We start from the raw sequence: 19659 nt of genomic DNA on the forward strand, positions 1-19659 counted from the left end.
TGCAAGGAGTCAGCCATGGCAAAAAAGCCCGATGACGCGGCATTCATCAAAGATCCGCTCTGGTACAAGGATGCGGTGATTTACCAGGTGCATGTGAAATCGTTTTACGACTCCAATAACGATGGGATCGGCGATTTCGCAGGCCTGATCGACAAGCTCGACTACATTGCCGAGCTTGGGGTCAACACGATCTGGCTGTTGCCGTTCTACCCATCGCCGCGTCGGGACGATGGCTATGACATTTCAGAGTACCGCGACGTGCACAGCGACTACGGCACGATGGCGGACGCCAGGCGATTCATCGCTCAGGCCCACAAGCGCGGCTTGCGGGTCATCACCGAGCTGGTCATCAACCACACCTCGGATCAGCATCCCTGGTTCCAGAAGGCCCGGCACGCCAAACGCGGCTCCAAGGCACGTGACTTCTACGTGTGGTCGGACACCGATCAGAAGTACGACGGCACGCGCATCATCTTTCTCGACACCGAGAAGTCCAACTGGACCTGGGATCCGGTGGCAGAGCAATATTTCTGGCACCGCTTCTATTCGCACCAGCCGGATCTGAATTTCGATAATCCGGCGGTGATGAACGCGGTGCTCGAGGTCATGCGTTTCTGGCTGGACATGGGCATCGATGGCCTGCGTCTGGACGCGATTCCCTACCTGATCGAGCGCGATGGCACCAACAACGAGAACCTGCCGGAGACCCATCAGGTTCTCAAGCGGATCCGGGCCGAAATCGACGCCAATTACCCGGACCGCATGCTGCTGGCGGAAGCCAATCAATGGCCGGAAGACACTCAGCTGTACTTCGGTGACAGCAAAGGCCCTGACGGCGATGAGTGCCACATGGCGTTTCACTTCCCGTTGATGCCGCGCATGTACATGGCGCTGGCGCAGGAAGACCGTTTCCCGATTACCGACATTCTGCGCCAGACCCCGGAAATTCCGGAGAACTGCCAGTGGGCAATTTTCCTGCGCAACCACGATGAACTGACCCTTGAAATGGTCACGGATCGTGAGCGTGACTATTTGTGGAATTACTACGCTGCGGATCGTCGTGCGCGGATCAACCTCGGCATCCGACGTCGTCTTGCGCCGCTGGTAGAGCGTGATCGTCGCCGGGTCGAGTTGCTGAACAGCATGCTGTTATCCATGCCCGGTACACCCACGCTGTATTACGGCGATGAGATCGGCATGGGTGACAACATCTATCTCGGCGACCGGGATGGCGTGCGCACACCCATGCAATGGTCCATCGACCGCAACGGCGGGTTCTCGCGCGCCGATCCGGCCAGCCTTGTGTTGCCGCCGATCATGGACCCGATGTACGGCTTTCAGTCGGTCAACGTCGAAAGTCAGGAGCGGGATCCGCATTCGCTGCTTAACTGGAACCGCCGCATGTTGGCCGTGCGTAAGCAACAGAAGGCGTTCGGACGTGGCACGCTCAAGATGCTGTCGCCGTCCAATCGCAGGATTCTCGCGTACATCCGTGAATACACAGGACCTGATGGCCATAGCGAAATCGTGTTGTGCGTGGCCAACGTTTCCAGCGCAGCCCAGGCCGCAGAACTCGAACTGTCGGCCTACGCCGGCACCGTTCCTGTCGAGATGCTGGGTGGCAGCGCATTCCCGCCGATTGGCCAGTTGAGCTACCTGCTCACGCTGCCGCCCTACGGTTTTTACTGGTTTCTACTGGCTTCGGAGAATCAAATGCCCAGTTGGCACGTCGAACCGGCACAAAGCATGCCGGACTTCCCGACCCTGGTGCTCAAGAAGCGTCTGGAGGAGCTGCTCGACGAGCCGCTCCGCAGCACCATGGAAAACACTTCACTGGCGGTCTACCTGCCCAAGCGACGCTGGTTCGCAGGCAAGGACAAGCCCATCGAGCGTGTCAACATCGCCTATGCGGTTCGCTTCGGCGACCCGGCGCACCCGGTCCTGCTCAACGAGATCGAGGTCACCGCAGGCGAGCAGACCGAGCGTTATCAACTCCCATTCGGCCTGTTGGCGGAAGAGGAAATCAACAGCGCGCTGCCTCAGCAATTGGCGCTGGCCAGAGTGCGCCGTGGCCGTCAGGTGGGGTTGATCACCGACGCCTTCACGCTGGAAACCTTCATCCGCGCAGTGATTCAAGGCATGCAGTCCGATACGGTCATCCCTTGCGACGACGGCGAGCTGCGTTTTGAACAGACCGCGCAACTCGCGCCGCTGGGGCTGAACAACGAGTCAGAGGTACGTTACCTGTCCGCCGAGCAGTCCAACAGCTCCGTGGTAGTCGGCAGCGGCCTGGTTCTGAAGATGATCCGCAAAGTCAGCGCCGGCACGCACCCGGAGCTGGAGATGGGCGCTTACCTGACCAACGCCGGCTATCGCAATATCTCGCCGTTGCTGGGCTCGGTGGTTCGCGTGGGCCATGACGGTCAGCCGCACCTGCTGATGATTGCCCAAGGCTATCTGAGCAATCAGGGTGATGCATGGGAATGGACCCAGAACAACCTGGAGCGCGCCGTTCGTGACGAGCTGGCGCATGGCGTCTCCGAACAGGAGCAGCACTACAACGCGCTGCTCGAGCTGGCCGATTTCTCTCGCAGTCTCGGGCAGCGTCTGGGCGAAATGCACCAGATTCTGGCCGCAGCGACCGACAATCCAGACTTTGCTGTGGAAGTGAGCAGCCAGGAAGACAGCGAGGCCTCGGCAAAAAGCGTGGTGGCTCAGTTGGATCGGGCCTTGCAGTTGCTCGAACAGCGCAAGAACGACCTCGGCACTGAAGACCAGCAGTTGGTGGATGCCCTGATCGCTCAGCGCCAAGCCATTGGGTCGCATGTCACGCGCCTCGCCGAACGCTCGGTAGGTGGCCTGCGCATTCGCGTGCACGGTGATTTGCACCTTGGCCAGGTGCTGGTGGTCAAGGGTGATGCTTACCTGATCGATTTCGAAGGCGAGCCTGCGCGTGCGCTGAGCGAGCGACGTGCCAAACACAGCCCGTTCAAGGATGTCAGTGGTGTACTGCGCTCGTTCGACTACGCTGCCGCCATGGCTGTGCGCAGCGCGCAAAGCGTGGACACCTCCGAGGAAGCCGCTGCCGCCCGCAAACGGGTTGCCAGCACGTATTTGTCCCAGGCCCGTGAGGCATTTATCGAAGGGTACCGCTCAGCGACCCTCGGGATGGCTCACGCCTGGAAAGATTCGAACGGGGAGGACGCGGCGCTGGAACTGTTCACCCTAGAAAAAACCGCTTATGAAGTGATCTACGAAGCCGAGAATCGTCCGAGCTGGCTGGCTGTGCCGCTGCAAGGCTTGCGTGGATTGCTGCACCTGTCTGATGGAGAGCCAACATGAATGCACCTGACAAAATCGGCACGCGTCGCAAGGCGATGCCCGCCGCAGTGGACATGGATGCGTTGATCCGTGCTGAACATCGTGACCCGTTTTCGATCCTGGGCCCGCATGGCGATGGCGGCAGCGGACAGTTCGTCCGCGCTTATCTGCCAGGCGCCTTGAGTGTGCGCCTGCTCGCCCCGGATGACGGGCGTGAGCTGGGCGAGCTGGAGATGAGCGAAGTCCCGGGCTTCTTTATTGGTCATCTCGAACACGCTCAGCCCTATCAGTTGAAAATCAACTGGGCAGGCGGCGAACAGATCACTGAAGACCCTTACAGCTACGGCCCGCTTCTCGGTGAGATGGACCTGTACCTGTTCGCCGAGGGCAATCACCGCGATTTGAGCAGTTGCCTGGGGGCGCAGGTGACCAACGTCGGTGGCGTGGACGGTGTGCGGTTTGCGGTCTGGGCACCCAATGCCCGGCGCGTTTCGGTAGTCGGCAGTTTCAACAACTGGGACGGCCGTCGCCATCCGATGCGCTTGCGTCACCCAACCGGTGTCTGGGAAATCTTCGTCCCGCGCCTGCAGCCGGGCGAAGTCTATAAATACGAGATCCTCGGTGCCCACGGCATTCTGCCGCTCAAGTGCGACCCGATGGCGCTGTCTACGACGCTGCCGCCTGATACGGCCTCCAAGGTCTCGGCACCACTGCATTTCAACTGGAACGACAACGACTGGATGGCCTCGCGGGCCAGCCTTCATGACGTCAGCGCGCCATTGTCGATTTATGAACTGCATGCCGGTTCATGGCAGATGGAACAGAACGATGAAGGCCAATGGCGTCAATACAACTGGCGCGAACTGGCGGATCGGCTCATCCCTTACATCAAGGAGCTGGGTTTCACCCACATTGAACTGATGCCGATCATGGAGCACCCGTTTGGTGGTTCGTGGGGTTATCAGTTGCTCGCCCAGTTCGCGCCGACGGCGCGCTACGGCTCGCCTGAAGATTTTGCGGCATTTGTCGATGCCTGCCACCAGGCAAACATCGGGGTGATTCTGGATTGGGTGCCTGCGCATTTCCCGACCGATACTCATGGTCTGGCTCAGTTCGACGGCACTGCGCTCTATGAATACGCCGACCCCAAGGAAGGCTTCCATCAGGATTGGGACACGCTGATCTACAACCTGGGTCGCACCGAGGTTCACGGCTTCATGCTCGCCTCGGCGCTGCATTGGCTCAAGCATTACCACATCGACGGTCTGCGCGTGGATGCGGTGGCTTCGATGCTATACCGCGACTACTCCCGCAAGGCGGGTGAGTGGGTGCCGAACCGGTTTGGCGGTCGCGAGAACCTTGAGGCGATCGATTTCCTGCGCCACCTCAATGATGTCGTCGCGCTGGAAGCGCCGGGCACCATGGTCATCGCCGAAGAATCCACGGCCTGGCCGGGTGTCAGCCAGCCGACCCAGCAAGGCGGCCTGGGTTTCAACTACAAGTGGAATATGGGTTGGATGCACGATTCGCTGCACTACATGGAACAGGACCCGATTCATCGTGAGCATCATCACGGTGAATTGAGCTTTGGTCTCATGTATGCGTGGTCCGAGCGCTTCATTCTGCCGATTTCCCACGATGAAGTGGTCCACGGCAAGCATTCGCTGATCGACAAGATGCCCGGCGATCGCTGGCAGAAGTTCGCCAACCTGCGCGCCTACCTGGCGTTCATGTGGACCCACCCCGGTAAAAAACTGCTGTTCATGGGCTGCGAGTTTGGCCAATGGCGCGAGTGGAACCATGACGAGCAACTGGATTGGTACCTGCTTCAGTACGCGGATCATATCGGGGTCAAGAAGCTGGTCAGCGATCTGAACCGCATCTATCGCGAAGAAAAACCCCTGCATGAACGCGATGCAGAGCCCATGGGCTTCCAGTGGCTGATCGGCGACGACAAGACCAACAGCGTCTATGCCTACCTGCGCTGGAGCAAGGGTGGGGAGCCGCTGCTGGTGGTCGCTAACATGACGCCGGTTCCGCGTCTGGATTACCGGATCGGTGTGCCGTTCGACGGCAAATGGGTCGAACTGCTCAACACCGATGCCGAGATGTACGCGGGTTCCAATGTCGGCAATGGCGGCGGTGTGATGGCTGACGTTGAGCAGGCACACGGACAGCCTGCGTCGCTGAGCCTGAATCTGCCACCGCTGGCCGTGTTGATTCTCAAACCCGAGAGGCATCAGGACTGAAGGTAATGCTCCGGTAACCAACCGGGTTTCTGGAGTCCACAGGGCAGTGTGGGAGGCAGCTTGCGGGCGATGCGTTCTGTCAGTCGATCTGGTGTCGGCTGGCTCTACGCTGTCGCCCACAAGCTGCCTTCTTCTGTTTGAAGCGTCCTCCGATGAAATGCGTTTTCGAAGGGGGAAATCTGCATGCGAACCCGCCTTCCTGCCGGGACGCTGCTGCAGATCGGTTACCAACTGATTCTGATCCCGAGGCTGATGCCGGTCTCTTGTGTGTCACGTCCCTTCAGGTCCCGTCTGTGATCTGCGCTCAAGTAGACCCCTACGTCCTCGAATGGATACGCCACCAGTCCGGCCCCCAGACTGGCGGTTGTCGAGTCGTATTCAGTGCTGATCCTCTCGACGTTCTCATAGATAACGGTGTCGTGACCCTTGGCGTCGTGCCAGAAATCGGTCTTCAGGTAGGGCTCGACGGGCACTCCAAACGATCTGTAGCGCCCCTCGAACCGTATGCCCAGACGTCCCGTGTTTCGGGCCTGGTTATCAAACTCAAGCGATGAGATCCCGTCGTGCTGGTCGTCCAGAACGACACGCTGGTGAATCACCTGCACCTGCGGTTCCGCTACCCAGTTTGCACTTACAGGCAAGGGATAACCGGCTTCGATGGATAGACTCACGACATGCCCCTCGGCCTTCACGCGCACGCCGCGTTCAGAGCGGCTCGAGCCGTCGAGGCGTGTGCCCATCGCCACAGTGTCCACATAACCGTACTGGCCAGTGATCAGGGTCCAATACGCGCCCACGCTGTCTCCACGCAGATTCAATCGACCGGTACGGCTGTCTTCGAATCCATTCGCGAAGCCTTCAATGTGGCCTTTCAAGCGGTTGTGCGCCACGAAGATGCCGACACGTTGGGTGGCGTCATCGCCCGTCTGCCAGGCAGACAGATCGTGGCCGATCTGGTAACCCTCAAGCGACGCGTTCAGGCTCGGACTGACCGTGCCGGACCAGCGCTGTCTGAGATCGCTGCCGAATACGCGCGCCCAGCCTGCGGAATCCGCACCCTGTTGGCTCAGCAGACGCTGATTGCCCTGGCGTTCGTGAAAAGTGCCCAACGAAGACAACGCCAGAACGGCAGCGGCAGGTGCGATGACCGAATAGTTGGGTACTTCCTGCCGGTACAGCACGACAGGTGCCGCGCCGCGCACGGGCTCGGGCAGTTGCGGTGTGCCGACGGCCGGAACGGGCAGGGTGGCTGCAGGTTGCGGGACGGCCGAGGCAGGCGGTTCAGGCGCTGACGGAACGGGTTCCGAGGGAGATTCAGGCTCCGCTGGGGTTGGTGTTGGTGTTGGTGTTGGCGGCGCAGGAGCCGGCTCCGGCTCGGCAGGCACGCTCGCCATTGCAAGTGGAGGAGAGATCACGGAAGAGCGCAGGAACCAGCTGTTTTCACTGCCCGCCGTGGCGCCACCCTTGAACAGGTAATACTGATACGCCCCGACCGACAGCGAGTTCTGCAACGAGAACGCTGTGTTGTCGCTGGTTGCGCCCTGGACGGCCTGGACCACTTCGATGCCGTTGTTTTGAGTCAGCGCGCCCTTGCCACCTTCATTGATGACGTTCATGCGCGTGGTTCCACCGATTCGACCCTGGGTAACCACCAGTCTGTCACTGGCAGAGCTGTCGTCGCCGAGCACCGACTGCAACAACAGCTGCCCATTGAGGCCGGTGTAATTGCCCTGCACGGTCAGGGTGTCCCGAGCGGTGCCGCCACTCAGGTCCAGGGTGCCCGCACTGTCAAGCGTGGCGGGCATTGCCCCGTTGAACGAGTTGATCGAACCTGACGCAGATGACAGGCGACTGCTGGCATCAATGTTCAGGATTCCGGTTCCGCTGATGCTGTCGCCCAACGTGAGGGTGCCTGCCAGGTCCATTCGTGAAGCGTTGCTCAGATTGACCGTTTCCCACTGTCGGTAGCGGGCGGGCGCTGAGGAGGCCGTGTTGTCCAGCGTCAACGTATCGTTGCCCGTTCCGCCATCCAGCACGCTATTGGTGCTGAGGTAATACTCGCTCAGGTTGTACAGGCGAGCGATGTCGTCGCCCTCGGCCATGAGAACACTGCCAGTCACATTGCCGCTGTCACGCCACGTGAATTGATCGTTACCGAAGCTGGCCCTGATGCCGCCGAGGATTTCGCCACCGCTAAGCGTCAGTCGGTCGTCGCCGCCGCTTACGCTGACTGCGCCACCGATTCTGCCGCCGGAAACGTTGATGGTGTCGCGACCGAAGCCGGTGACCAGGTTGCCGATGATGGTTCCGCCGGACAGGTCGAACAGGTTGTCGTCCAGCTTCATGTCCACCCGCCCGATACTGCCACCACTCATGGTCGCCCGGTCACCATCCTCGAACGCTCTGGTAATCACGCCCCCCGTCATCTGGAACGTGTCGAGTCCGTCGCCCTGAGCCAGCGAACCGATGGTGCCCCCGGTCATGAAAAACGTGTCCGGCTCCGCGCCCTGGCTGACGTCGCCACTGACGACACCGGCGGACATTGTGAACCGGTCACTGCCTGCGCCTTGCGTGACGTTACCGGTAATGCGTCCGGAGTTCATGTCGACGCTGTCCTGGCCAGGGCCGAACGTGACATTGCCGTTGATGGATCCACTGCCACCCGCAGGAAAAATCAGCGTGTCGTTGGCCCCGGACCAGCTCACCGCGCCGCTGCTGCCGCTGTCGCACGTTTGCGTGTCACTGCCTGCCGTCGATATCAGGGCGCACGTGCCATCGGCGTGAGGGGAAACGATCACCAGTAGCGCGACGGTCAGAAGCTTGCCTTTGCCACACGGCGAGAATTGCCTGAGGGTCATGACTGCTCTCCCTGTGACGAGGTCAGGGAGGCATGGAAGGTTGCGTCAGTGCCCGACTGCCACGTCAGTGACGCCGCACAGGAGGCTGGCGACGACTGCTCTGCCAGCCCTCGCAAAGGGCTGCACGTTCAAGTCAAGGATGGATCCAGCCTAGCGTCAAGAAGTTGACCGACCGGCGGCAGATGGATTGCCCTGATACGCAACCTATGGAGCAAGCACAGAAAAGCTTATAGCCTAATGAGCGTTTCGAGCCGCTTGGCGAGCTCGACGAGACAGCCATAGGGTCAAAAGCAAGGCACTTATCGAGAGCAGGGAGGCGTAGAAAAATATCCAGTCATAGCCCTGACCCAGTGCGATAGCGCCCATCACCGGCCCGGCAATCGCCAGTGCCAGATCAAAGAACACGGCATAGGCGCTGAGGCCCGCACCTCGACTGGGCGTCGGTACGCTCTTGATCGCTTCGACGCCCAGCGCCGGGTAAACCAGTGACAGGCCAATGCCGGTCAAGCCAGCGCCCGCCAGCGCGAAGCCACTGCTCGGCGACAGCCACAGTAATACCAGCCCACAGGTTTCCACCGCCATGCAGAGAATGGCTGCGTTGAACCCGCCCAACCGATTGATGGCCCCGATGAACAGCAGTCGGGCGAGGATGAAGCACACCCCAAACATACTCAGGCAATAGGCTGCGCCTTCCCAGCCGCGACTCAGGTAGAAGAGGGTGATGAAGGTGGTCAACGTACCGTAACCGATGGAAGACAGTGTCAGCCCCAGTCCATAGGGCGCGATGCGTCCGAACACCGACCAGTAAGGCAGACGTTCGCCGGGAATGATGGGAACCGACGGCTTGTTGCGGATCAGCCACAATGCCAGCCCTGCCATGACCATCAGCGCGATGCCCAGACTGTTGAAGCCCACGGCATCTATCACCACCACGCCAAGCGGTGCGCCGATGGCAATGGCTCCGTAGGAGGCAATACCGTTCCACGAAATCGACTTGGCCGTGTGTTCCGAACCCACTTTGCCGATGCACCAACTGATGGTCCCGACACCGATCAATCCTTGGGAAACGCCTAGAAACAGGCGAGCCAGGATCAGGATCGACAGACTTGCGGTTGGAAACTCCTCGAGCAGGGTGGCGAGCAAGGTCATCGCGCCACTGAGGCCAATGCCCCACAGCCCGAAAACGATCGCGCGTTTGCTGCCCAGCGTATCCGTGGCCCGACCGGCATAGGGTCTGCTGAGCAGGGTCGCGAGGTATTGCGAAGCGATGGCCAGACCTGCGATCAGTGGACTGAAACCCAACTGGTCATGAACGTAGCCCGGCAGCACTGCGATGGGCAGGCCGATACACAGAAAGGCTATGAAGGTGTACAGGACGATGGAAACGATTTGCAGCGTGATCGTGATCGAACTGGGCTGCACGGCAGAATGTTCAGGTGAGGCGGCAGGCATCGGGCTCGTTCGCTGGCAGGCGGTGGGCGTGCAGCCATCATGGCCTGCGTTGCCAATAAATGAAAGCACGCTAACGGTTTATCTGTCGCCTCACGACGCTGTTGCCGTTACGTTTGGATAGTCATAGGATGACTGATCACAAACAATAACAAAAAGGCTCTCCATGAAGAAAATCCTCTTGCTGGCCGCTGCGGTTGGCTGCTCGTTCGGTCTGCCGGTCCAGGCATCGACTTTCGCTTACATCTCAAGCCCCGCAGACGGGCTCATCTCGCAGTATCAACTGGACGACGCCAGTGGTGCGCTCAGTCTGGTCGAGCAAACCCGAGCGGGTGACCAGGTCAACCCGATGGCGCTATCGCCTGATGGTAAAGCGCTGTTCGCCGCGCTGCGCGCCAAACCGTATCACGTGGTCAGCTTCAGCATAGAGCCGGTGACCGGGCATTTGAAACCCTTGGCTCAGGCACCTTTGGCGGAAAGTCTGGCGTATCTGTCCACTGACCGCAGCGGCCGTTTTCTAATGGGTGCATCCTATGGCGCCGATTTGCTGAGCGTACAGCCTATCGACGCCCAGCATCGCCCCAGCGACAGCATTCAGACCTACAAGACCGGCATGCACGCACACTCGGTGCGCACCGACCCCAGCAATCGATTCGCCTACGCAGGCAATCTCGGCGTTGATCGCGTCCTTCAATACCGCCTGGAACCCAAGGACGGCAAGCTGGTGCCGATCGGGGAGGGCTATGTGACGGTTCCGGAGAACACTGGACCGCGCCACCTGGCGTTCGCACCCACAGGCAAATTCCTCTACGTCGTGGGCGAGATGAGTGGCACCGTCACTGCCTTCTCGATCAACGACAGGACCGGTGCGTTGAAACAGGTCAATCAGGCCAACGGCATTCCCGAGCGTCTGAAGCTGGCGCAGGGTCAGGTGCGCGATGCACGCAACAACGACTTGAAGGACGATCCGACACCCCGTATCTGGGCCGCTGATGTGCGGGTCTCGCCGGACGGCAAATGGTTGTTCACCAGCGAACGCACCAGCAGCAGCGTGTCGGTGTTCAAGGTTGAGCCAGCCAGTGGCAAGGTCACGTTCGTGGAAAACTATCCGGTCGAGGAAAAGCAGCCGCGTAACATCGCGGTAGCACCGAACGGGCGCTGGTTGCTGGTGACAGGAGAGAAAGCCGACAAGGTCGGCAGTTATGGCATTGCAGCGGACGGCGCATTGAAGCGCGTCAGTGAAGCTCCTTCAGGCAAAGGCGCATTGTGGATCGAAATGCTCAGCCAGCCGGGTCAGTAATACCAGCCCTTGTTGTTTACTCATCGCCTGAAACGCAAAACCCCTGCCGCAAGGGCAGGGGTTTCAGGTACAGCGAGTGCTATTCCAGGCGTCTGGCTTAGAACGCCACGCCCTGGCTGCGCAGGTAGTCGTCGTACGTACCGCTGAAGTCGATCACGCCGCTGGGGCTCAGCTCGATGATGCGCGTGGCCAGCGAGGACACGAACTCACGGTCGTGGCTGACGAAGACCAGTGTGCCCGGATAGTTTTCCAGCGCGAGGTTGAGCGCCTCGATGGATTCCATGTCCAGGTGGTTGGTCGGTTCGTCCATCACCAGCACGTTCGGCTTTTGCAGGATCAGCTTGCCGAACAGCATGCGGCCCTGTTCACCACCGGAAATAACCTTGACCGACTTGAGGATCTCGTCGTTGGAGAACAGCATGCGGCCCAGAGTGCCGCGAACCAGTTGCTCGCCGCCCTGGGTCCACTGACCCATCCAGTCGAAGAGGGTGCTGTCGTCTTCGAAGTCGTGGGCATGGTCCTGTGCGTAGTAACCGATCTCCGCCGATTCGGTCCATTTGACCGAACCTGCATCCGGTTGCAGCTCGTTGACCAGCGTGCGCAGCAGAGTGGTCTTGCCGATGCCGTTCGGACCGATGATCGCCACGCGCTCGCCAGCTTCAACGGTGAAGCTGAAGTCCTTGAACAGCGGCACACCATCGAAACCCTTGGCCATACGCTCGACCACAACCGCCTGGCGGTGCAGCTTCTTGGTCTGCTCGAAACGAATGAACGGGCTGACGCGGCTGGACGGCTTGACCTCGGCCAGCTGGATCTTGTCGATCTGCTTGGCGCGGGAAGTGGCCTGCTTGGCTTTGGAGGCGTTGGCCGAGAAGCGGCTGACAAACGACTGCAGCTCGGAGATCTGTGCCTTTTTCTTGGCGTTGTCGGACAGCAACTGCTCGCGGGACTGGGTCGCCACGGTCATGTATTCGTCGTAGTTGCCCGGGAACAGACGCAGCTCGCCGTAATCGAGGTCAGCCATGTGCGTGCACACGCTGTTCAGGAAGTGACGGTCGTGGGAGATGATGATCATCAGGCTGTTACGCTGGGTCAGGATATTTTCCAGCCAGCGAATGGTGTTGATGTCCAAGTGGTTGGTCGGTTCATCGAGCAACAGCACTTCAGGATCGGAGAACAGTGCCTGCGCCAGCAGCACACGCAGTTTCCAGCCAGGCGAGACTTCGCTCATCGGGCCGTTGTGCTGCTCGATGCCGATGCCCAGACCCAGCAGCAGTTCACCGGCGCGCGACTCGGCGGTGTAGCCGTCCATTTCCGCGAACTCGGTTTCCAGCTCGGCCACGGCCATGCCATCGTCTTCGCTCATCTCCGGCAGCGAGTAGATGCGATCGCGCTCGGCCTTGACCTTCCACAGCTCTTCGTGACCCATGATCACCGTGTCGAGCACGGTAAATTCCTCGTAGGCGAACTGATCCTGGCGCAGCTTACCCAGACGCACGTTCGGCTCCAGCATTACCTGACCACCCGAAGGCTCGAGATCGCCGCCCAGGATTTTCATGAACGTGGACTTACCGCAGCCGTTTGCGCCGATCAGGCCGTAACGGTTACCGGCACCAAACTTGACCGAGACGTTCTCGAACAGGGGTTTGGGGCCGAACTGCATCGTGATGTTAGCTGTGGAGATCAATTACTTTACCTATCAAGTAGTTACGCGGCTCTGGATTTAGCCTTGGACCAACTTTGGGCCAATTTTGGGCCAATTTGAAGCTTTTCCATCTCGCCCCAGTCGCCGCTCGAGCTAAGCCAGCGCGCATATGTTGAGAGCAGCATCTGAACGGAGTGTCCGAGCTGTTGGGCGATAAAAGAGGGATTCATTCCAGACATTATGCATATTGTCGCATAAGTATGACGACAGTTGTACGGTGGCCTGTGTCGCACCCCCAATCTGCTCAGCGTCGGGATCCACTGCTTGTGAAGGTCGGAGGTCTGGCGGATGTGGACGGTGTTCTTGGGTGGTTAAAAGCAATATGGGAAATCCTGAATCTTGCCTTTCCCTTTCTTCCGCCGCTCCAGATAGGTTCGGGCGAATCGTAGGGCATGAATTGCTCTCTCGTTCAGGAGCACATAGCGGTTCTTTCTGGTCTTCGTGCGCTCCTTTATCTCGCCCCTGACGATCACCCTGCACACGTGAGCCTGGCGTTTTTCAAAATCCACCTCATCCCAACGCAGCGCAATGACTTCTTGCAAGCGCATCCCGGTGAAAAACGCGAACTCGAAGAACGCAGCATATATGTGACTGGGCCAGTGATCTCCAGCAGCATGCGGCTGACCCAGCGCGGCATGTGAATAGATGGCCGGGTTTTCCCTGGCGTTATCATTGAGCAGCCGGTATGTCTGTAAGCGCCATCTGCCGGGTACAGGATCGGCTCGCCTTGGCTCAGGTCGCGGGGTGCAACCGAATCGACCTGGGCGTCAGCCTGCCAAGCCTCTCGCACCCATAGCCGGTCGCCGGGTCGGCCATACGTGCGGTGACTGCTGACAAAGTGTTTTGTTACCGGTTTCTTGCCCGTAGTTGGCGCCACCCACACAGACATTACCGCTAACATCAATGTCCGGTTGAACCTTGAGCGCACGCCGTGTGACTGTCTTATGGCCCGACAGGATGGCGCGCACCATCGGCGCGCTGAACAGGATCGGTCTTTCCTTGGCCTAGGTCAGGTCGGGCCTATGTGTGCCGACTGACTGGTCTGGTATGGCCTGCTCCAGCTTTGAGTCGTCACGCTTAAAGCTGTCGCGTCTAGCGCGGACTGCTTTCATCGGTCCGTTGGATTTGCCAGGCAGTCGATCGCTGCCTTGTTTTTGCTCGAGATCCTGAGCCAGTCGCACGATTGAGCTGGCAGCGACCGGCTCTTTAACGGCGTCCTGATCGTAGTAATAGCAGCGTGACTTGCTTAGTAGAAATACGTACTCATGTGCCTTCGTGCAGCGGTCGAGTGTGGACTCAGGCGTCGGGTTTGGTTTGTGCCAGATGATGTCATGTCGTAGATACCAGCCGTCTTCCTGCAGCGCGAAGGCGAGACGCCAAGGCATGCCCATCAGGTCTTTCGGCTTGTACTCCGCATGGGTTGTCGATTTCGATTTACGCTGGCTCGCCATCACCTGGCGCTGGCTGATCGTCGAAACACCGACGCCCATGTCGTCTCGGCCATGCGCGCCCCAACTCCCTGCGTAGCTGTCACCCATGTTTACCCAGATCGTGCCGTCGGCGCGGAGTACCCGACGGACTTCCCGGAACACTTCGACCAGCCGAGTGATGAACTCGGCAGGTGTTTCCTCAAGGCCTATCTGGCCTTCTACGCCGTAGTCACGCAGACCGTGGTAGGGCGGGCTGGTCACGCACGTATGCACGCTTTCACCTGACAGCTTGCGCATCATGTCGATGCAGTCGCCTACCCGTATCTGGTGGAGCTGGCTCATATCGAATTCCATGCATGCGCCTGCCGAGGCGTTCAGCGCAATAGGTGAGGGTGGGGTTATCCGCGATGTCGCACGCTGAGCGACGCTGTGGCCTGAGTTTTTTCGGAACCGAATGCCTTGCAAGGTCCACACATGCCGTAAGGAACGCAAAACCGCAATGGACGCCCTCAACCCTTCTGTACGGCGAACAGTTAAGCGCCGTACACAACCGATAAGGTGCCCAAGATGAAAAAAATCAAACTGCTCAACCGCGCTATCTGCATTGCCGTTTTTCCGCTGGCAGCATTGGCTGGCAACGTATTCGCGGACTCGGATTCGGGCTCGAACGCGGCCTCAGCAGAATCTGGCAGTGCACAGAGCTCAGCTGATCAGCGTGCAGCCATGGAGGCTGCTCAAGAGGCCGCTGAGCGATGCGGATTTGTTCTCGGAAGAGGTCATGTCTGCGATTGAATCAGCTGATTGGCACGCCATACAGGCCTGATGTGTCACTTCCATGTCTGGATGACCAAATGGATTGCGTTGCGATAGGTCTATACCTATCGCAACGCTAACAAACGGTCATCAAAGCGTTAGTGATATGCAGTTCACATTCAAACAGCAATAAAAGCCAGTTCCAACTTCCGCGCCACAACTGGCGACACTGTCATTTCGTGGCGCGGAACCTCAAGCATCAGGCAGAGAAGCTGCCCAGCGCCAGTTGAGCTGCATCCCCCCTCGCCTCAAGCACCGACTTGAACTCATGTGCGATCCCTTCGTGCAGCACTAGACCGTCCGCCCCATGCAATCGATTTTCTGAGTGGCAAAAGGCCAATGCTTGAACTATTACCTTCAAAGGTTTTTAAACTCTGGAGAGAGCCGTGGTCGGTAGAATTTCGGATTCAGAGCTTCATGCAATGCGAATTCACAAACTGGAAAACGACATCGCTGATTCTGAGCGGTTGGGTATGGCGGTTAAATTCATGCACCTGTCGGCGCTGACATCCACCAGTCGAGAGCATCACGTCGAGAGACACGGCGAGCTGTTCACTGGACAGGAGATGCTCGACTGGTGGGCAGAGGGCGACAATAGCGTTCGATGCCGCTGTGCGTGCACTCCGATTGCTCTGGACGACAAGGGTAGGCCGATGACGCCAGACATGATCTCCAGGGCAAAGGCGGAGCTTGAAGCTTTCAAAGCGTCGGGAGCGCCCCATGGCTAACCGGCCTTTGCTTCTCGGTAATGCCAACTTACATGGAATGGGGTATTACGGGTGATCAGATCAGAAATGGAAAACTCTATGTATCACTCAACCTTTACCGATGCTCATCAAGGCCGTCGCTTCACGATGCGGTTTGGTCAATACCCAAGCGGGGTTATTGCTGAGTTGGAGATCGAAGGCTTACCTATCTTTAAATTCAGCGACAAAACTTGGACAGATCAGGAATCTGCTAAGGAAGAGCTAGAGTCCAATGCTCGGCAAGTCATTGAAAACCGGGCGAGTTAATCGTCACATACCCCCGGCCTTCTGCCGTTTGAGCGCTGCTCGCTCGTCCCGCTGTTTCTGGGCAAGTGCCATGCGCTGGCTCCTTCATGCCGCCGGGCGGCAGGTGAATATGTTGCTGACGTCGGCCTTGGCGGGCGCGGCTAGGTACGCCCTCGAAAGAATCGGTGGAGTGCACAGGCTTTGTCGTTGATAACGGCAAACTGATGATTGTCGGTCATGACGACAAGACCGGGGTATGGAGACAGCCACCGGACCTGGCAAACCATGACGCAATTGGGAGCGGTTCGGCCTATGCCCTGGCAGCGATGGACATGGGCGCCAGTGCAGAAGAGGCGGTAAAGGCCGCAATGAAGCGTGACATTTACACGGGCGGGACTGTTCGGACGGTGGTCATTGGCGAAGAGGGTATGCCGCAGGGTTAGTGCGGCACGGGCTGACGGTTAATCACGGTCGCTTAAGTGAGTCTATGAGACTAAATATACCGCTTGGCTGCTCGCTCATACGGGTGTCGGAGCGCGGTTCAAATATAACCTGCGCGCTGACTATTACCTGATCGTTGAGTGTGAGCTTACAAAAGGTCTCGCGCGCTGCATCGCCAGATGCTTGCTGCAGTGGATCGCATTTGAGAAAGCCAAACTGATCATTGATGCGCACCTTTGCCCCTTGAATCGCATCGCTGAGTTGAAACTTGGCGGGCATTCGATTGCCAATCCCGGCCCATATCTGGGGTTGATAGTCAAAGGAAAAACCTGAGTGGGAGCTACCGCACAAATTCACGCTGGTGCGCTCCCCATCAATGATCTGAGCGTCGGTGTAGCAAACATACTCCCTTGTCACGACGTCCACCTTTCCGGGGCCATAGTTCGTCTTGGTCTCCTGTGGGTATGAGGTACACCCGCTGAGTAACAGAGATGCTAATGCCGTAACTATGGTGAGGCGGGTGCTTGCGAGCGACATTGGGTAGCTACCTTGCTATAAAAAATGGCCATTAGTACCGGCTAATGGCCATCATTTCAAGCTTTAGGTGATTTATGGAAAGGCCATATCCGCCATCTTCTCTTCTTGAGCTGTCGGATCTATCCGGCTTCGGTACGAGGTTTTTGGAACGCGTGCTTGCCATGGTTTTATTCATGCCGCTGATGCTGATAGGCGGGTGGCTGGGGTTCGAGATACCTGGCGTGGATCATAGTATCCGTACAGCATTTTTCATCAGTTGGATGATCACGAGGGGATTTGTGGTCGATCGCATCTGCAAATGGGTATTCAGGAAAAAGTAGAGTATGCAGATGGCTCGCGAGGCTGCGGGAAGCGAGGGGCAGACCTTGTTGCGTCTGACGAAGCTACCCGCGCAGCCTTTGAATGCACGCACACAGATAAAGCTTCGCACTTTGCGGCCGATACAATCAAACGGAGGAAAAAACAGGCTACGGCAGGCTGCTACTGAATCATCGTTGGCTATTTGAAAACGTCGCCTTCCTAGAACGTTTGTCCGAGGTGATTTTGATCAAAAAGTGTGCAAGTCATGAGGTCTGCAATGCTTAGAAACGCCCCTTTGAGTACCAAACTGCTGCTTATTCTGATGTTCCCCCTGCTGGGCTTTCTGGCCTTTGCAGGCATTTTCGTGGCTGAAAAAAGCGAAACCCTCGGTGCAATGGAGCGGGCTGTTACCGCCACCGGGGCTGCGCAGAAACTGAGCAATGTCGTGACCACTCTCCAGCGCGAGCGCGGAGCCAGCGGCGTTTTTCTGGGCAGCGGTGGCAAGTCCATGCAGAACGAGCTCAAGACTTTTCGCCAGGAAACCGACAAGGCAGTGGGCGAGATGCGGGCGCAAAAGACCGAAGGTATTCCTTCGCCGGACAAGGTGTCGCGCGCGCTGGATGATCTGACCGCGTTACGCCTCAAGGTCGATTCGCAGGCCATCAACAACACCGAATCCGGCGCCCGATTTACCGATTTGATCAAGGTCATGATCGGCTTCAATTATTCTCTGGAAGCCAGCATTGATGACCCGCAGATCCTGCGCTCGCTGAGTTCGCTCAACCAGTTTGTGGACATGAAAGAGCGTGCGGGTCGCGAGCGTGTATTGCTCGGTCTGGCGTTCAACCAGAATCGTTTTGACGCAGCGCTGCTGTCACGCTTCAGCCGCAACCTCGGTGAGTTCTCCGGCTATTTCGAAGCATTCCAGCGCTGGTCGCCTGTCGAGTTCAAGAACAGGCTGGATGCCGTTCTGCAACAACCCGGATCACTTGAGGTGGCTCGTCTGCAACGCTTGGGTTTTGATACGCCGTTGGGTGATCCGCTCAACATCAAGCCTGAAGACTGGTTCAACCTGTCCACCAGTCGCATCGACCTGATGGCCAAGGTGGAGGCGGATCTTGGACAGATGGTAGTAGGCCTGGCGAGTGATGAGCGTATGGACGCCGAACGCAGTCTTTACGTGGCGATCGCTACCGTGGTTCTGATGTTGATAGCTGTGCTGTGGCTGGCATCGGTGATCATCCGCAACATCAAGATCGCTGTTGTCGACGTGAATCGCACCCTGGTCTCGCTTTCGACGCGTGATCTGACCGCCAGAACCCTCTACACGGGTAAAGACGAGTTTGGTGAAATAGCCCGCAATCTGGACAACATGGCCCTGCAGATCAGCGAAGTCATTCGCGAGATCGGCAGTGCCACCGCGCAGGTTGCCACCGCTGCCGAACAGTCGTCTGCCGTGGCCCTGCAGACCAGCAATAACGTGGCGCAGCAACGTCAGGGCACCGACCAGGTCGCCACGGCCATCAGCGAGATGAGCGCTACGGTCAAGGACGTCGCACGCAGCACCACCGATGCCGCTGAAATGTCGCAGCGCGTCAATGCCAGCACCCTGCAGGGCAAGACCGAGATCGAGAACACCATCAGCCTGATTCAGGGACTGGAGGTTCAGGCTGAACAGACCTCCCGGATCATCGGGGAGCTCAAGGGCGAAAGCGATTCGATTTCTTCGGTTCTGGATGTGATTCGTGGAGTAGCCGAGCAAACCAACCTGCTGGCACTGAATGCTGCCATCGAAGCTGCCCGTGCAGGCGAGCAGGGTCGCGGTTTTGCAGTGGTCGCCGACGAAGTGAGGAACCTGGCCAAGAAAACTCAGGATTCCACCGTCAGCATTCAGAACATGATTGCCAACCTGCAGTCCGGCTCTGACCGGGCCGCCAATTCCATGCAGGAAACACTGGGCAAGGCGAAGGAAGGCGCAAGCAACGTGGTCCGAGCCGGTGAGTTGCTGGAAGAAATCGCTGAAGGCATTGCGTCGATCAGTGATCGTAATATTCAGGTGGCATCAGCTGCCGAAGAGCAAAGCCTGGTCGCCGAGGAGATCCACCGTAACGTCAATGACATCAATACACTGGTTGTTCAGGTCAGTGCTGGTGCCGAGCAGACAGCGGTTACCAGCCGCGAACTCGCTCGACTGGCCGAACAGCAGCAGGGGTTGGTAGGGCGTTTCAAGGTGAGCTGATCCGAAGGAGCTGTTCTGATACTCA

General features: G+C 58.5%; 12 protein-coding genes and 3 pseudogenes. 8 read left to right on the forward strand and 7 right to left on the reverse strand.

What is annotated here, in order from left to right; genetic code table 11:
- The first annotated feature begins 15 nt into the window (after positions 1-15).
- Together treS and glgB are read left to right on the forward strand one after the other, a co-directional pair.
- Positions 16-3342: a maltose alpha-D-glucosyltransferase gene (gene treS / locus JTJ32_RS05815; protein WP_099230482.1), complete on the forward strand. Its 3327-nt coding sequence runs from the start codon at positions 16-18 to the stop codon at positions 3340-3342.
- Complete coding sequence (glgB, locus tag JTJ32_RS05820) at positions 3339-5570, forward strand: 1,4-alpha-glucan branching protein GlgB (RefSeq protein WP_099230484.1); 2232 nt, start codon at positions 3339-3341, stop codon at positions 5568-5570. Before treS ends, glgB begins: the two co-directional genes overlap by 4 nt.
- 224 nt (positions 5571-5794) lie before the next feature.
- Here glgB and JTJ32_RS05825 read toward each other — a convergent pair whose 3' ends face one another.
- A complete protein-coding gene (locus JTJ32_RS05825) occupies positions 5795-8428 on the reverse strand; it encodes an autotransporter domain-containing protein (RefSeq protein ID WP_210041375.1) in 2634 nt (877 codons plus the stop codon).
- A gap of 234 nt (positions 8429-8662) precedes the next feature.
- Positions 8663-9880 (reverse strand): MFS transporter, encoded by a 1218-nt coding sequence (locus JTJ32_RS05830; protein ID WP_099230488.1) that lies wholly within the window; start codon positions 9878-9880, stop codon positions 8663-8665.
- Between the two features lie 163 nt (positions 9881-10043).
- Here JTJ32_RS05830 and JTJ32_RS05835 point away from each other — a divergent pair, with 163 nt between their 5' ends.
- A complete protein-coding gene (locus JTJ32_RS05835) occupies positions 10044-11177 on the forward strand; it encodes a lactonase family protein (RefSeq protein WP_099230490.1) in 1134 nt (377 codons plus the stop codon).
- Positions 11178-11274: 97 nt separating this feature from the next.
- Here the strand turns inward: JTJ32_RS05835 and JTJ32_RS05840 are convergent, their stop codons facing one another.
- From JTJ32_RS05840 to JTJ32_RS05855, 4 genes and pseudogenes are all read right to left on the reverse strand, one after another.
- A complete protein-coding gene (locus JTJ32_RS05840; RefSeq protein WP_025995726.1) occupies positions 11275-12864 on the reverse strand; it encodes an ABC-F family ATPase in 1590 nt (529 codons plus the stop codon).
- 20 nt (positions 12865-12884) lie between these two features.
- Positions 12885-13484: pseudogene (locus tag JTJ32_RS05845) on the reverse strand (site-specific integrase); the annotation flags it as partial.
- Positions 13481-13853, reverse strand: a pseudogene (locus tag JTJ32_RS26685) (hypothetical protein); the annotation flags it as partial. The pseudogenes JTJ32_RS26685 and JTJ32_RS05845, both read right to left, overlap by 4 nt.
- A 42-nt stretch (positions 13854-13895) precedes the next feature.
- Positions 13896-14654 (reverse strand): annotated as a pseudogene (locus JTJ32_RS05855) (DNA-methyltransferase); the annotation flags it as partial.
- A gap of 225 nt (positions 14655-14879) precedes the next feature.
- Between JTJ32_RS05855 and JTJ32_RS05860 the strand changes: the two are divergent.
- From JTJ32_RS05860 to JTJ32_RS05875, 4 genes are all read left to right on the forward strand, one after another.
- Positions 14880-15104 (forward strand): hypothetical protein, encoded by a 225-nt coding sequence (locus tag JTJ32_RS05860; protein ID WP_099230494.1) that lies wholly within the window; start codon positions 14880-14882, stop codon positions 15102-15104.
- A gap of 443 nt (positions 15105-15547) precedes the next feature.
- Positions 15548-15853 (forward strand): hypothetical protein, encoded by a 306-nt coding sequence (locus JTJ32_RS05865; protein ID WP_210041822.1) that lies wholly within the window; start codon positions 15548-15550, stop codon positions 15851-15853.
- A gap of 78 nt (positions 15854-15931) precedes the next feature.
- Entirely contained in the window at positions 15932-16138 is a 207-nt protein-coding gene (locus tag JTJ32_RS05870) for a hypothetical protein (RefSeq protein WP_210041376.1), read from the forward strand.
- 203 nt (positions 16139-16341) lie between these two features.
- A complete protein-coding gene (locus JTJ32_RS05875; protein ID WP_236059200.1) occupies positions 16342-16560 on the forward strand; it encodes an Ntn hydrolase family protein in 219 nt (72 codons plus the stop codon).
- Positions 16561-16582: 22 nt separating this feature from the next.
- Here JTJ32_RS05875 and JTJ32_RS05880 read toward each other — a convergent pair whose 3' ends face one another.
- On the reverse strand, positions 16583-17095 hold the full coding sequence (locus JTJ32_RS05880; protein WP_210041379.1) for a hypothetical protein: 513 nt from the start codon (positions 17093-17095) through the stop codon (positions 16583-16585).
- A gap of 622 nt (positions 17096-17717) precedes the next feature.
- Between JTJ32_RS05880 and JTJ32_RS26930 the strand changes: the two genes are divergently transcribed.
- Entirely contained in the window at positions 17718-19634 is a 1917-nt protein-coding gene (locus tag JTJ32_RS26930) for a methyl-accepting chemotaxis protein (RefSeq protein ID WP_210041824.1), read from the forward strand.
- Positions 19635-19659 lie beyond the last annotated feature (25 nt).

Origin of the sequence: Pseudomonas alliivorans (genome assembly GCF_017826695.1) — a bacterium.
Taxonomy (GTDB): domain Bacteria; phylum Pseudomonadota; class Gammaproteobacteria; order Pseudomonadales; family Pseudomonadaceae; genus Aquipseudomonas; species Aquipseudomonas alliivorans.

What these genes read in the sequence shown, in the direction of transcription:
- JTJ32_RS05835 (WP_099230490.1), top strand. Translation starts at nt 10,044, where the DNA reads ATGAAGAAAATCCTCTTGCTGGCCGCTGCGGTTGGCTGCTCGTTCGGT.
- JTJ32_RS05875 (WP_236059200.1), top strand. Translation starts at nt 16,342, where the DNA reads ATGATTGTCGGTCATGACGACAAGACCGGGGTATGGAGACAGCCACCG.
- JTJ32_RS05830 (WP_099230488.1), bottom strand. Translation starts at nt 9,880, where the DNA reads ATGCCTGCCGCCTCACCTGAACATTCTGCCGTGCAGCCCAGTTCGATC.
- JTJ32_RS05825 (WP_210041375.1), bottom strand. Translation starts at nt 8,428, where the DNA reads ATGACCCTCAGGCAATTCTCGCCGTGTGGCAAAGGCAAGCTTCTGACC.
- JTJ32_RS26930 (WP_210041824.1), top strand. Translation starts at nt 17,718, where the DNA reads ATGTTCCCCCTGCTGGGCTTTCTGGCCTTTGCAGGCATTTTCGTGGCT.
- glgB (WP_099230484.1), top strand. Translation starts at nt 3,339, where the DNA reads ATGAATGCACCTGACAAAATCGGCACGCGTCGCAAGGCGATGCCCGCC.
- JTJ32_RS05880 (WP_210041379.1), bottom strand. Translation starts at nt 17,095, where the DNA reads ATGTCGCTCGCAAGCACCCGCCTCACCATAGTTACGGCATTAGCATCT.
- JTJ32_RS05860 (WP_099230494.1), top strand. Translation starts at nt 14,880, where the DNA reads ATGAAAAAAATCAAACTGCTCAACCGCGCTATCTGCATTGCCGTTTTT.
- treS (WP_099230482.1), top strand. Translation starts at nt 16, where the DNA reads ATGGCAAAAAAGCCCGATGACGCGGCATTCATCAAAGATCCGCTCTGG.
- JTJ32_RS05865 (WP_210041822.1), top strand. Translation starts at nt 15,548, where the DNA reads ATGCGAATTCACAAACTGGAAAACGACATCGCTGATTCTGAGCGGTTG.
- JTJ32_RS05870 (WP_210041376.1), top strand. Translation starts at nt 15,932, where the DNA reads ATGTATCACTCAACCTTTACCGATGCTCATCAAGGCCGTCGCTTCACG.